At 73.6% G+C, this 13,696-nt stretch carries 11 protein-coding genes; 5 read left to right on the top strand and 6 right to left on the bottom strand.

Annotated elements, in window-relative coordinates:
• Positions 1-72 precede the first annotated feature (72 nt).
• The gene (locus ACTWM8_RS06255; protein WP_446212978.1) at positions 73-3,198 is read right to left on the bottom strand and encodes a DNRLRE domain-containing protein; all 3,126 of its coding nucleotides are present in this window, start codon (positions 3,196-3,198) and stop codon (positions 73-75) included.
• Between the two features lie 714 nt (positions 3,199-3,912).
• Positions 3,913-4,701 carry an aldo/keto reductase gene (locus tag ACTWM8_RS06250; RefSeq protein WP_446212977.1) on the bottom strand — a complete coding sequence of 263 codons (789 nt, stop codon included), beginning with the start codon at positions 4,699-4,701 and terminating at the stop codon, positions 3,913-3,915.
• Positions 4,702-4,787: 86 nt separating this feature from the next.
• Between ACTWM8_RS06250 and ACTWM8_RS06245 the strand changes: the two genes are divergently transcribed.
• Positions 4,788-5,834 carry a DNA polymerase ligase N-terminal domain-containing protein gene (locus ACTWM8_RS06245; RefSeq protein WP_446212976.1) on the top strand — a complete coding sequence of 349 codons (1,047 nt, stop codon included), beginning with the start codon at positions 4,788-4,790 and terminating at the stop codon, positions 5,832-5,834.
• 14 nt (positions 5,835-5,848) lie between these two features.
• Positions 5,849-7,042: a threonine synthase gene (locus ACTWM8_RS06240; RefSeq protein ID WP_446212975.1), complete on the top strand. Its 1,194-nt coding sequence runs from the start codon at positions 5,849-5,851 to the stop codon at positions 7,040-7,042.
• 76 nt (positions 7,043-7,118) lie between these two features.
• On the opposite strand, the gene ACTWM8_RS06235 is transcribed toward ACTWM8_RS06240, so the two are convergent.
• From ACTWM8_RS06235 to ACTWM8_RS06225, 3 genes are all read right to left on the bottom strand, one after another.
• Entirely contained in the window at positions 7,119-8,903 is a 1,785-nt protein-coding gene (locus ACTWM8_RS06235) for a glycoside hydrolase family 15 protein (RefSeq protein WP_446212974.1), read from the bottom strand.
• Positions 8,904-9,000: 97 nt separating this feature from the next.
• Positions 9,001-9,393 carry a cupin domain-containing protein gene (locus ACTWM8_RS06230; RefSeq protein WP_446212973.1) on the bottom strand — a complete coding sequence of 131 codons (393 nt, stop codon included), beginning with the start codon at positions 9,391-9,393 and terminating at the stop codon, positions 9,001-9,003.
• Positions 9,394-9,747: 354 nt separating this feature from the next.
• Positions 9,748-10,209, bottom strand: a complete 462-nt coding sequence (locus ACTWM8_RS06225; protein ID WP_446212972.1) for a septum formation initiator — start codon at positions 10,207-10,209, stop codon at positions 9,748-9,750.
• A 103-nt stretch (positions 10,210-10,312) separates the two neighbouring features.
• Between ACTWM8_RS06225 and ACTWM8_RS06220 the strand changes: the two genes are divergently transcribed.
• From ACTWM8_RS06220 to ACTWM8_RS06210, 3 genes are all read left to right on the top strand, one after another.
• Entirely contained in the window at positions 10,313-11,011 is a 699-nt protein-coding gene (locus ACTWM8_RS06220) for a response regulator transcription factor (protein WP_446212971.1), read from the top strand.
• Positions 11,008-12,285, top strand: coding sequence for an ATP-binding protein (locus tag ACTWM8_RS06215; RefSeq protein WP_446212970.1), 1,278 nt, complete (start codon positions 11,008-11,010; stop codon positions 12,283-12,285). The genes ACTWM8_RS06220 and ACTWM8_RS06215 overlap by 4 nt, the downstream gene beginning before the upstream one ends.
• Before the next feature lie 90 nt (positions 12,286-12,375).
• A complete protein-coding gene (locus ACTWM8_RS06210) occupies positions 12,376-12,957 on the top strand; it encodes a PepSY domain-containing protein (RefSeq protein WP_446212969.1) in 582 nt (193 codons plus the stop codon).
• 35 nt (positions 12,958-12,992) lie between these two features.
• Here the strand turns inward: ACTWM8_RS06210 and ACTWM8_RS06205 are convergent, their stop codons facing one another.
• Positions 12,993-13,571 carry an NADPH-dependent FMN reductase gene (locus tag ACTWM8_RS06205; protein ID WP_446212968.1) on the bottom strand — a complete coding sequence of 193 codons (579 nt, stop codon included), beginning with the start codon at positions 13,569-13,571 and terminating at the stop codon, positions 12,993-12,995.
• Positions 13,572-13,696 lie beyond the last annotated feature (125 nt).

Raw genomic sequence — 13,696 nt, 5'->3', positions numbered from 1 at the left:
GGCCTCGCTTTCTCGTGCGACGGGCCACCCTACGGTCCTCCCCCGTTGAACTGTGCACATTCATGAGTTTCATCAGCTGACCGCCGCCCCGAAGACCTTCTGGTCGAGCGGCAGACCACCCTGGCCCGGCCGCCAGGTCTGCGTCGGCACCGTCGAACCGCCGGCCAGACTCGACCAGGCGAAGCCGTAGACGGCGTCGTCGCCATAGGGGGTGCCGACGTAGAGCTGCTTGGAGGTGGCACCGAGCGAGGCGCCGACGAGCTCCTGACCGCGGACGCTGCCCGGCAGGCTCGACCCGTTGCGCTCGATCGTCACCGGCGTGCCGATCGGGTTGGCCAGTGCGGGGAAGACCCGCACCCGGCCGGAGTCGATCGTCGTGTCCCCGGCGTCCTCACCCGGGACACCGATCGCGATGAACATCGTGGAGTTCGTGCCCTCGCTCGCCGGCGCGGTGTTCACCACGACGACCTGCTCGCCGAGGTAGTCACCGTCCTCCGAGTTGTAGGTGATCTCCGGTAGCTCGGTGTAGGTGTTGGCGGCGGTGACGTGGAAACGGTGCACCAGGCCGGCGTCGGGCGCCGGGGTGTTCGTCGCCGCGACGGTGATGTCCTCCCCCGGCACGCCGACGACCACCAGCGAGTCCGCGGTTCCGGCGGGCGAGCCGACCGGCCGGTACGGGGCGATGGAGATCGACTTGCCGAAGTTGTCGTTGGCCTCGGCGACGTTGGAGACGGGGGTCTGGTTCTGGTTCAGCTCGGCGGCGAGGGTGGGCAGGCCGTTGACGAACGTCTGGTTGAAGACGTTCACCGCTCCCGCGAACGTCTCGGTGCCGATCGCCTCACCCGGCGAGCTGACCGCCCAGTGGTACTTGGAGGCCGCCACCGCGAAGCCCGTGCGGTCGTCGATCTCCGGTCCGCCGGGGAGGCCGGCGCTCTGGCTGAGCGCGACGTTCAGGTTGCCCCGGATGTAGTGGACGATGCCCGCGTACGCGCCGCCGGTCAGGCCCTCGCCCGGTACGCCGATGACCAGGTACGGCTCGCCGCTGGCGGTCCGGCTCCCCGCCACGGAGTAGCCGAACTTGTCGTACGCCTCGGCCGCGTCCGGGACGTTGGTGACGTCCTGGTGGTAGACCAGCGCGGCCGGTCCCTGGGCGAGACCCGCCGGCGAACCGAGCAGCACGTAGACGGCGCCCGCCTGGGGCTGGCCGGTGATGCTCTGGTTCGGCACGCCGACCGCCAGATCGGTGCAGCCGTCGTTGTTCGCGTCGTAGCTGGAGATCGAGGTGCCGAAGCGGTCACCGGCCTCGGGTTCACCGCCCACCTTGGCCATACCTTCGGACAGCGTGTGCACCGTGGTGCTGCCGCCGTAGGTGACGTGGATCCGGCCGGCCCGGGCCCAGCCGATCACGGTGGCCTCCGGATCGGCGATCGCGACGTCGGCGACGCCGTCGCCGTTGAAGTCGCTGTCCGTGCCGCCGGTGCAGCCGGTGACCGGCGCGACCGTGGTGTAGACCTGCATCTCGCAGAACGACGACCAGACGTCGCTGCCGGAGACGCCGTCGGCCGCCTTGACCCGCCAGCGGTAGATGCCGCCGTCGACGAAGGCGCCGACCGGAACGGTCGCCGCGGCGGTGGCGCCGGAGGCGACGCCGGTGAAGGACGCCGAGCCGATCGCCTTGTCCGCGTTCATCGCCCACCACTCGAAGGTGACGGTCATCGCGGTGCCGTCACCGTCGGAGACGGTGGCCTTGAGCTGCGGCGTCAGCGTGTTGACCGCCGGCCGGCCGGAGCCGGTGACACAGCTCGTGGTCGGCACGGTGGCCCGGGAGGTGACGGTCGGCCAGGAGTTGTAGGTGACCGTCGCCTTCGGGTCCTCGGCGGCGTTGGCGCCCTCGCGGGACCGGAACTGCTTGAAGCCGGCGGTGGCCGTCTCGTCGGTGGCCCGTACGCCCATGCCGGCCCGGGTCTTGTTCGCGGTGGCGGCGCGCTGGAAGAAGCTCTTGCCGTCGATCGTCGCCCAGCCGTCGGCGCAGCTCGTCGAGCCGAGCGTGGCCGTCGACTTGGCGTCGAAGGCTTCCCAGGTGGGCTGGTTGGTGAACGTCGTGGTGTAGGTCGACGTGCCGGTGGTCCAGATCTCCCAGGCGGTCGCGGTGCAGGTGTGCGACCAGAAGTTCCAGAACGAGACCGTGGACGAGTTGATCTGCTTGCCGGCCAGGACCGTGGTGTCCCAGGTGAGGAACGACCGGGTGAGGGTGGCGGGGGTGGTGGCCAGCAGGCCGATCTGGAGGTCGGGCTCCTGGTTCTTGTCGGTGCCCACGGTCTCCCGGACGTACGTGTCGAACGTCGTGCCGAGCGGGTTGACCGTCGGGTCGATGGTCACCGGGTACGCGGTGGCCGGGTCGCGCAGCCAGGCGCGGTCCGGGGCCAGGGTCAGCTCGACGGCATCGCCGCGCTTGGCCAGCTCGGCGCGGATGGACTTCTCCACCGCGGGCGCACCGGTGATGTTCTTCTTCGCGTCCCACATCAGCGGGGCGGGGATGTGCGCGGTCTGCTTGCCGGACCGGTCGGTGATCGCGATCGAGCCGTCTTTGCCCCGGTTGGCGCCGGCGACGCCGGGGCCGGTGAACGGGAACGTGACCGACTCGACCTGGGCGGCGGCGCCGCGGGCCTTCACGACCAGGAACTGCTCGAAGCCCGTCCGGGTCGCCTCGACGACGAGGTCCACGCCGGGGCGGGCGTCCACGTAGGTCGCCCGGTTGCCGTGCAGGACCGGCGCGGGCAGCGCGCCCGACCAGCCCATCGCCACCCGGTCCGCCCCGGTGCCGACCGCGGCCAACTCGTGCTGGCCGGTGCCGGCCGGGCCCGAGATCCGCAGGTCGTTGGGGTGCGCCACGGGGGCGACGGATCCGTCCGCCGCCGCCTTGAGGGTGAGGTCCACCGGGATCCAGTCACCGCCCCGGCGGAACCGCTGCATGCCCGTGGCGATGTCCGCCCGGAACTGTCCGTCCGGTAGCGCGAAGACCTCCGTCGTCTCCGACGTGAGGCTCTTGACCTGCACCGGCTTGCCGGTCTCGCGGGCGGTCCGCAGGGACACCGCCTCGTCGGACCTGTTCTCCACGCCACCCGTCACGCCATCGGGGCCGGCGGCAAGGTACGCCGCCGGTTCTCCCGAAATGCCGAACAATGCGACCGCCGTCATCACCGCAACGCCTGCCGCAAGACATGAACGGACGGTGGCAGTCTTCCGACGTGCCACAAATCCTCCCCCGTGAGTGTCCAGTTGTGTGTGCACCGGGACTGTAGGGATCGCGGAGCACGCCGCACAAGCATGGTCACGAACTGTGAGGATGAAGGTGGCGATCCGGACTTATCGCCGACTCTCGTCACTGAACGGAGTCTTGGCCGTTCTTAGGGCTTCAGCTCGGGCGTGTCGGGCGGCCATGAACAGGGCCGGCCCGAACGCGGAAAAGTGTCAATGGAATGCAGTCACGTCAATGCGAAGGGCAAGAAACGCCATTCCGCCCAGCACACCGTCGAGGGCGCGCCTCGGACACGGAAATGCCGCGAGTACAGCACGGTGGAGATGTGCTGAACCGCCATCCGCACCCGTGGGACCGCCATCCCCACGGCAGTCCGCCGTTGCACCCTCAGCGACACCCGGCAAGTCGGGCAGTTGTGTCGAGCCGGGTCGGTACGAAAACATCGATCACCGTCCCGTCGACACTCCCCGAGCAGCCCATCGACGCAGGTGAGCGGCCTACTGGGGCACGCTCAGCACCGGATTCGTACACCAGTACGAATGAATGCGCACCGGTTCATCTGAACGATTCGGCGCCCTCGACCGAACCGCCGGAGCATTCCACTCTTCGACACCTGGCGGAAGCACAACCAGAGTGGTAAAGCCGCTGGTCCTTCAGCCCCCGAGCGCGTCGATGTCGCGCATCTCCTCGGCCGTCAGCGAGAAATCGAAGATATCGGCGTTGGCCCTGATCCGCTCCGGGGTGACCGACTTGGGGATAACCACGATCTCGTGGTCGATGTGCCAGCGCAGCACGACCTGGGCAGGCGACACGTCGTGCGCGGCGGCGATGCGGGTCAGCACCGGATCGGAGAGGTCGCTGGTCTTGAAGGGGCTGTAGCCCTCCAGCACGACGCCCCGGTCGCGGTGCTCGACGTGGCGCTGCCGGTCGTACAGCGACGGGCTCCAGCGGATCTGGTTGACCGCCGGGTTCTCCTCGGTGGCCTGGATCAGCTCGTCGATCTGGGCGGTGCTGTAGTTGCTCACCCCGACCGCCCGGGTCAGGTTCTCGTCCCGGGCCGCCAGCAGCTCCCGCCACACCGGGATGCTGTCGGCCGGCGAGGACGGCGGCCAGTGGATCAGCCAGAGGTCGACGTGATCGGTGTCGAGCGCGCGCAGGCTCGCCTCGATGGTCTCCCGCTCCCGCCCCACCCGGTCCGGCGGCAGCTTGGTGGTGATGAAGATGTCCTCCCGGCGCAGCCCGCTCTCCTTGATCGCCCGGCCGACCTCCTCCTCGTTGCCGTACATGGTGGCGGTGTCGATGTGCCGGTAGCCGGCGTCGAGGGCGGCCAGCACGGCGTCGTAACCGGCCTGGCCGCTGGCCTGCCAGGTGCCGAAGCCGAGCAGCGGCATCCGGACGTCGCCGGGGAGCAGCGCGGTGGGCTGGTCGAGGTGCTGGTCCATACCGACCGTTCTACCCGCGATCGCCGGTGACATGCCCCGGAACCGGGCAACCGGCGGAGCCGGGCGGTTTGCCGGAGAATGCCGGTGTGGCGGACCGTCTGGAGGAGTATCGGCGCAAGCGGGACGCGGCGCGTACCCCGGAACCGGTGCCGCCGGAGCGGCCGCGCCGGCGGCGAAAGGCCGGCGAGGCCCGGTTCGTCATCCAGCAGCACCACGCCCGCGCGCTGCACTGGGACCTACGGCTGGAGCACGACGGGGTGCTCGCCTCCTGGGCGGTGCCGCGCGGCCTGCCCCGGGACACCGGGCGCAACCACCTGGCCGTGCACACCGAGGACCACCCGATGGAGTACCTCGACTTCCACGGCGAGATCCCGGCCGGCGAGTACGGCGGCGGGACGATGACCGTGCACGACCGGGGCACCTACCAGTGCGAGAAGTGGCGCGACGACGAGGTGATCGTGGTGCTGCACGGCGCGCGTACCAGCGGCCGGTACGTCCTCTTCGCCACCGGCGGCCGCGACGGGCGGGACTGGATGGTCCGCCGTACCGACCCGCCCCCGCCCGGCTGGACGAGCATGCCGGAGCTGGTCCGCCCGATGCACCCCACCCCGTCCGGCCGGTTGCCGGGCGACAGCTCGGAGTGGGGTTACGAGCTGCGCTGGGACGGCGTGCGGGCGATGGCGTACGTCTCCGGCGGCCGGCTGCGGCTGCTGTCGGAGACCGACGAGGACGTCACCGGGGCGTACCCCTGGTTGCGGGACATGGCCGAGGCGCTGGCCCCGACGGAGGCCGTGCTGGACGGCGTCCTGGTCCGGATCGATCCCGCCGGGCGGGTCCGTCCGGCGCGGACGGGTCGGGCCGGCCCCGACGCGCAGTTCCTGCTCTTCGATCTGCTCTGGCTGGAGGGCGTGGCCAGCCTCGATGTGCCGTACGCACAGCGCCGGGAGCTGCTCGACGGTCTGGCGCTGGCCGGGCCGCACTGGCAGACTCCGCCGTGGTTCCCCGGCACCGGCGCCGAGGCGCTGGACACGGCCCGCGGGCAGGGGCTGCCCGGTGTGGTGGCCAAGCGGCTGGACTCGGTCTACGAGCCGGGCCGACGCAGCCGCCGCTGGCTGAGCATCGAGGCAGGCTGACGGCGAGGAGCATCGTGTACCTGACCCACCTGGAGTGCCCGCGCTGCGGACGGGAGCACGACGCCGACCGACCGGCCAACCTGTGTGGGTGCGGCTCGCCGCTGCTGGCCCGCTACGACCTCGCGGCGGTGGCCGAGGCGGTGACGCCGGAGCGGTTCGGCCTGCGCCCGGCCGACCTGTGGCGCTACCGCGAGGTGCTGCCGGTGGCCGACGAGCGGCACGTCACCACGTTGGGCGAGGGCTGGACGCCGCTGTTGCGCGCGCCGGCGTACGGGGCGGAGATCGGCATTCCGGATCTGATCGTCAAGGACGAGGGGCTGACGCCGACCGGGTCGTTCAAGGCGCGCGGCGCGGCGGTGGGGGTGAGCCGGGCCCGGGAGCTGGGCGTCGAGCGGATCGCCATGCCGACCAACGGCAACGCGGGGGCGGCCTGGGCCACCTACGCGGCCCGGGCCGGCATGGGCGCGACCATCGCCATGCCGCTGGACGCGCCGACCATCTGCCGGCGGGAGTGCCTGGCCGCGGGCGCGGACCTGCGCCTGGTGGACGGGCTGATCAGCGACGCCGGCCGGTGGGTGGCGAAGCTGGTCGCCGACTCGGGCGGGACGGTCTTCGACGCGGGCACGCTGCGCGAGCCGTACCGGCTGGAGGGCAAGAAGACCATGGGGTACGAGATCGTCGAGCAGCTCGGCTGGCAGGTGCCCGACGTGATCATCTATCCGACCGGCGGCGGGGTCGGGTTGATCGGCATCCACAAGGCGATGCACGAGCTGCGTGAGCTGGGCTGGGTGGAGGACAAGCTGCCCCGCCTGGTCGCGGTGCAGTCCACCGGGTGCGCCCCGGTGGTGCGGGCGTTCGCCGCCGGACAGGACCGGGCGGAGCCCTGGGCGGACGCGCACACCGTCGCCTTCGGCATCACCGTCCCCGCCCCGCTGGGCGACGAGCTGATCCTGGCCGCGCTGCGGGAGAGCAGCGGCACGGCGCTCGCGGTCGACGACGCGGAGATCCTGGCCGACCTGCGGGACTTCGCCCGCCGGGAGGGGCTGCTGCTCTGCCCGGAGGGGGCGGCCTGCCTGACCGCCGCCCGGCACCTGCGCGCCGGCGGCTGGATCCGGGCCGGCGAGCGGGTGGTGGTGCTGAACACCGGGGCGGGGCTGAAGTATCCGGAGACGGTGGACGTCTCCGGCGTACCCGTGGTGGCGGCCTGACCGATGGTGGGATGCGGCGACCGGCCGCGTCAGTGCCTGGCGATTGCAGGAGTGTTGCGGGATCTCGTCGCGGCGCTCAGCCGGAGCTCAGATCCGCGAACCGCCAGGCCGCGTTGATCAGCCCGATGTGCGACAGCGCCTGCGGCGTGTTGCCGAGCTGCGCGCCGGTCCGCAGGTCCACCTGCTCGGCGAGGAGCCCGAGGTCGTTGGCGTGCCCGAGCATCTGCTCGAACAGCCGCCGGGCCCGGCCCTCCTCGCCCGCCAACAGCAGGCACTCGACCAGCCAGAACGAGCAGAGCACGAAGCCGGCCGGGTCGGTGCCCCACCGTCGTACCAGGCCGTCGTCGGTGCCCAGCTCCCGCTCGATCGCCTCGATGGTGGCGCGCATCCGGGGGTCGGTGGCGGGCAGAAACTGCAACATCGGCAGCAGCAGCGCCGAGGCGTCCAGCTCCGCCGACCCGAAGGCCCCGGTGAACGCCCCGATCCGGTCGTTCCAGCCGTCGCGCAGCACCGTGTCCCGGATCTCGTCGCGGATCGCGGCCCACCGCCGCGGGTCAGCCCGCTCACCCAGCCGGGGCGCCAACTCGACGGCCCGGTGCAGGGCGCTCCAGCAGAGCACCTTGGACGACAGGTGGTGCCGCTCGGCGTCCCGGGTCTCCCACATCCCGTGATCCGGCAACCGCCAGGTCGCGGCGACCTGCTCGGCCAGCCCGACCACCATCTCGCGCAACTCCTCTTCGAAGGTCTCGCCGAGATACTCGTGCAGCCGCCAGACCGCCGAGATCACCTCACCGGGCACGTCCAGCTGCCGCTGTCGCCAGGCGTCGTTGCCGACCCGCACCGGGCGGCTGCCCGCGTAGCCGCGCGGGTGCTCCAGCTCGCGCTCGGAGATGTCCCGTTCCCCCTCCAAGCCGAAGAGCACCGGGACCGGCTCGTCGCCGATCCGGCCGATCGCGCGGGTCGCCCAGGCGAAGAGCCGGTTCGTCTCGGTCGGGCAGGCGGCCACCCAGAACGCGCGCATCGTCATCGAGAAGTCGCGCAGCCAGGAGTAGCGGTAGTCGTAGTTGCGTTCGCCGCCGTACCGCTCCGGCAGCGCCGTGGTCAGCGCCGCGGCGACCGCGCCGCTGCGGGTGTAGGTCAGACCGGTGAGCACCGTCGTGCTCAGGCGCACCTGCTCGGCGTACGGACCGTCGTAGTGGTGCGGCCCCCGGTACGCCTGCCACGCCTGCACCGTCTCGGCGAGCGCGGTCAACGGGTCCATTCGGGCCGGCGGGTCGCCGTGCACCGGCGCATACGCCAGGTCGAAGCCGACGCACTGCCCGGCGGTGACCTCGAACTCCTGGCGGACCCGGTCCCGCCCGGCGCGCAGCGCCGGCCCGTTGCCGCGCAGGGTCAGCGCCACCGGGCCGGCGACGGCCAGCACCGCGCCGTCGGCCTGCTCGTGCAGGTACGGGGTGAGCAGGCCGTACTCGGGGCGGGGCGCGAAGTCCAGCCCCATCCGGACCCGCCCAGCGAGCCCCTCGACCACCCGCAGCAGCACCGCCGGGGAGTTCATGCCCAGTTGGTGACCGCGGGCGCCCAACTCGGCGGCGAGCGCGTCGGTGACCGCGACGCTCCCCTCGGGGGTGTGGTGGACCGTCCGCAGCACCAGCGTGTCCGGCTGGTACGACCGCTCCACCCGGGACGGCCCGAGCGGCGCCAGCCGCCAGTACCCGGCCTCCGGGTCGAGCAGCCGGCCGAAGACCGACGGCGAGTCGAACCGGTCGGGGCACCACCAGTCGACCGAGCCGTCCCGGCCGACCAGCGCACCGGAGCGACAGTCGGAGAGGAACCCGTAGTCGGAGATCGGCGGCTGGTCCACCCGCCCCGGGTACCCGGACCGACCGCGTTCAGGCCGGTCAACGGGCCGGCCGGGCGGGCCGGTCGGCGGGGCCGGTGGACCGCTGCCACCGGGGCGGTCAGGACGTCGGCGGCTCGTCCTCGCCGGCCGCCTCCGCCGCGTCGGCCGCCTCCTTCGTCCGGTGCACCACCTGGTCGGCGTGCTCCGGCGGGCCGTAGACGGTGTAGAGCACCAGCGGGTTCGGCCCGGTGTTGACGAAGTTGTGCTTGGTGCCGGCCGGCACCACCACCAGGTCGCCCTGGACGACCTCCCTGGTCTCCCCCGCCACCCGCGCCTCGCCGGTACCGCTGACGAAGGTCAGGATCTGGTCGATCCCGTCGTGCACCTCCTCACCGATCTCGCCGCCCGGCGGGATGGTCATGATCACAAGCTGGGTCTTCTCACCGGTCCAGAGCACCCGGCGGAAGTCCGGGCTCTTCTGGGCGACGGTCGCGATCGTGAAATGCTCCATGGCGCGCTCATACCCGGCCCGGGCCTCCGTCACGCCGGGACTGGCAGATGGTGGAATTCCCCACCCGCCGGAGGTTTGCCGCCCCGCGCAACGGGCATCGACCACACTGACGGCTGCGTACGCGCAGCTGTCGAGCCAGGTCCCCGCTGGCGTACCGCCGAAGGGCTGCGGTGGTGGGAGACGGCCGGAGCGCGGCGACGTGACGACCCAGGGGTCGTGCGGCGCCGTGCGCCCGTGTCCGGGCTTTCAGGTCAGCACCGCCAGGTGGAACGGCTGGTCGGCGGCGCTGCCGTCCCCGGCGAACGTGCGCACGAAGACCCGTGCGCGATGCCCTCTCTGACCTGCGGTTATGCCTCAGTGGCGGCGTTGGGGCACGGGCGGGGAGCCGACGCAGACCACCTTCAGCTCGTCCTCGCCCTCCGGGCCGGCGAAGCGGACCTCGACGTGCTCGTCCGGGCCCCGGTCGACGTCGCGGACCCGGTAGCCCTGCGCCGGCGCCCAGGAGATCAGCCGCACCCCCGACGGCCCGCACTCGGCCACCGCCGTCCCGCCGGTGGTGGCCAGCACCCGACGCGCGCCCGCGGCCGAGGTGACGGCGACGCCGGAGGGTGTCGGGCCGACGGCCGGCGGGGTGACCCCGGCGGGGGACGGCGGCGCCGTCGCGAGCGCCCGCCGCACCTCCTCCTGGCTGCGGACGCCACCCGGGGTGCCGCTGATGCTCTCCCCCACCAGCCGGATCGCCGCCAGGCCGATGAGCAGCGCGGCGACCGCGGTGGCGAGCCAACCGAGCACGGCGAGCAGGGGGCGACCGGGCATTCCCCGAGTCTGCCCGACGCCGGGTTGCGGCGCGCCCAGGGCAGGGTTAAGGGAGGGTTGCGGCGGGCGGCCGGCAGCGGCGCCGCGGATTAGCCTGCCAGGTGTGGCCCGCCTGCTGCTGATCGAGGACGATCTCACCATCCGTACGCCGCTGATTCGCGCGCTGCGCGACCGCGGGCACGCCGTGGCCGCCGCCTCCACCGCCCTGACCGGCCTGCGGGACGCGCTCGAGGACCGGCCGGACCTGGTCGTGCTCGATCTGGGACTGCCCGACCTGGACGGTGCCGAGCTGCTGCGGATGCTCCGGGCGGTCAGCTCCGTGCCGGTCATCGTGGCCACCGCGCGCGACGACGAGCGGGAGATCGTCCGGATCCTCGACGCCGGGGCGGACGACTACGTGGTCAAGCCGTTCACCGCGGCGCAGTTGGACGCCCGGGCCCGCGCGGTGCTGCGCCGAGCCGCCCCGGATGACCGGGACGCCGATCCGGCGCTGGTGGTCGGCGGACTGCGGATCGACCCGCGTACCCGCCAGGTCAGCCTGGACGGGGTTCCGGTGGAGCTGACCCCGCGCGAGTTCGACCTGCTGCACCACCTTGCCGGCCGGCCCGGGCAGGTGGTGACCAAGCGGGAGCTGCTGACCGAGGTGTGGCGGATCCCGTACGGCGGCGCCGACAAGACCGTCGACGTGCACCTGTCCTGGCTGCGCCGCAAGCTCGGCGAGAACGCCCAGCAGCCCCGCTACCTGCACACCGTCCGGGGCGTCGGCGTGCGGCTGGCGCCACCGCCCGGGACCGTCGGGTGAGACGACGGCTGGCCCTGCTGGTCGCGTCGGTCAGCGTGCTCACCCTGATCGCCTTTCTGGTGCCGCTGGCGCTGCTGGTCCGCACCGTCGCCGAGGACCGGGCGACCGTGCGCGCGACGGCCGACGCGCAGAGCCTGGTGCCGGTGGTCGGCACCGCCGAGCTCGACACCGTCCGGATCACCGTCGAGCAGCTCGTCGCCGAGTCGGGGCGGCCGGTCACCGTCTTCCTGCCCGACGGCACGGTGCTGGGCGCGCCCGCGCCGCGTACGCCGGCGGTGGCGCTGGCCGCGCGGGGGCAGAGCCTGACCGCGGAGTCCGACGGCGGCCGGGAGGTGGTCATCGCCGTCCAGGGCCGGCCGGAGGGGGCGGCGGTGATCCGCACGGTGGTGCCCCGGGCCGAGCTGACCGCCGGGGTGACCCGGGCGTGGACGGTGCTGGCGCTGCTCGGCGCGCTCCTGGTGGTGGTGGGTCTGGTGGTCGCCGACCGGCTCGCCGGCTCGCTCACCCGCCCGATCACCGAGCTGTCCACGGTGTCTCACCGGCTGGCCAACGCCGAGCTGGACGCCCGGGTCGAGCCGGCCGGGCCGGCGGAGCTGCGCGAGGTGGCCGGCGCGCTCAACCACCTGGCCGGCCGGATCCAGGTGCTGCTGCGGGAGGAGCGGGAGCAGGTGGCGGACCTGTCGCACCGGCTGCGCACCCCGCTGACCGCGCTGCGGCTGGAGGCGGAGTCGCTGCGCGACCCGGACGACGCGGCCCGGGTCACCGCCGCCGTCGACGGGCTGGAACGGGCGGTCAGCGGGCTGATCCGCGAGGCCCGCTGGCGCAGCTCGCCCGCCGCCGGCCGCGCGGTCAGCGACGCGGCGGCGGTGGTCGGCGAGCGGGTGGCGTTCTGGTCGGTGCTGGCCGAGGACACCGGTCGGCGGGTGACTCTGGATCTGGCGCCGGGGCCGCTGCCCGTCGGGGTGGCCGCCGACGAGCTGGCGGCGGTGGTGGACGCCCTGCTGGGCAACGTCTTCGCGCACACCCCGGACGGCACCCCGTTCGCCGTGCGGCTGGCGGCGGACGCCGACGGGGTGCTGCTGACCGTCGCCGACGAGGGGCCCGGGCTGCCCGCCGGGGCGGCCCGGCGGGGGTCCAGCGGGGCGGGGTCGACCGGCCTCGGCCTGGACATCGCCGACCGGGCAGCCCGGGCCGGCGGCGGTCACCTCGAACTCGGCACCGGGCCGGGCGGCGGGGCCGTGGTGCGCCTGTGGTTGGGCCGACCGCCGGGATAACCACCGCTTAGCGTCGGGACAGCGCGCCGCTATCCGCCTCCGGTCGATGCTCGGCAGGACAGCGAACGGGACCGACGGAAGGTGGACATCATGCGACGTACCTCTCTGATCCTGGCCTCGGCCGGTGGCGTGGCGGTGCTGGCGGTGACCGGCGCGGCCCTCGGCGTCACCGCCGCCGACCGGCAGGCCGACGCCCCGCGCGCCGCCCTCGCCGCCGCGAGCGTCGACGACACCCCCACGCCCGACGACAGCCCGTCCACGGCCGGGGCGACGCCGGGCGGGGTCGACCGGGACCGGGCCGGGGCGATCGCCCTCGCCGCGGTGGGCGGCGGCTGGGTCGTCGACGTCGAGGCCGAGCGGGAGCACGGCCGTCCGGTGTGGAGCGTCGAGGTAGTGTCCGGCGCCGCCGGCTGGGACGTCCACGTCGACCGGGACACCGGTGCGGTGCTGCGCGTCCGGCCGGAGAGCGGCGACGACCGGACGGCCCGGGACGGTCGGCGGGCCGGCGCGGACGACCGGCACGGCGACGACGCGGCCGGCTCGGACGATCGGGGCGGCGACCGCCGGGACGGCGCGGACGACAGCGACGACGGAGACGACGACCGGCGGCACGGCGGGGACGACCGGGGCGGCGACGACCACGGCGGCGACCGGCACGGGGACGACGACTGAGCCGGCGCGCAGCCGGACCGCCCGCCGGCGCCCGGTCAGGGGCGGGCGGGCGGACCGGAGGCCGGCACGGCGGCGGCCCGGTCGACGTGCGCGCCGAGGCGGCCCAGCACGTCGGCCAGGCCGGTCCGCAGCTCCGCGTCGGCCAGCAACCCGTCCGCGCCGACGCCGTCGCGGGGCACCGGCAGGCGTACGCAGGCGGGCTCGACGATGTCGGCGCCGAGGTAGCCCAGCACCATCCGCAGGGTCTGCTCCGCCCCGGCGCCGCGGCCGGGCGCGGCCACGGTCACCCAGGCCACCGGCTTGCCGTACAGGTCGCCGTTGCCGACCGTCCAGTCGAGCAGGTTCTTGAAGCTGCCCGGCAGGGTGCCGGCGTACTCGGGGGTGCAGAAGAGCACCGCGTCGGCGTCGGCGAGCGCGGCACGCAGCGCCACCACCGGCGCGGGCGGCGCGTCGACCTGGTCCGGGTCGAAGGCGGGCAGCTCCCGCAGCGCGTCGTACAGCATGGTGCTCACCCCCGGCACAGCCAGGGCGTGCGCGGTACGCAGGGCGGCGGTGTTGGTGGACCCGGCCCGGGTGCTCCCCGGGACGAGCAGGATCCAAGCGTCCTGCGGCATCGGCTGCTCCTCACCGTCGGCGGCACCGGCCAGTCAAGCACGGCCCGAACGGCCGGCCCACCCCTGACTTCGGCCGGGCCGATCGGCGGTCGGCCGCAACGGTTTCCGGTCACCACGGGCCGTTC

Source organism: Micromonospora sp. IBSANI012 (assembly GCF_052814045.1).
Note: the sequence above shows the minus strand (reverse complement) of the source record. Positions and strands in the feature narration are given on the sequence as shown.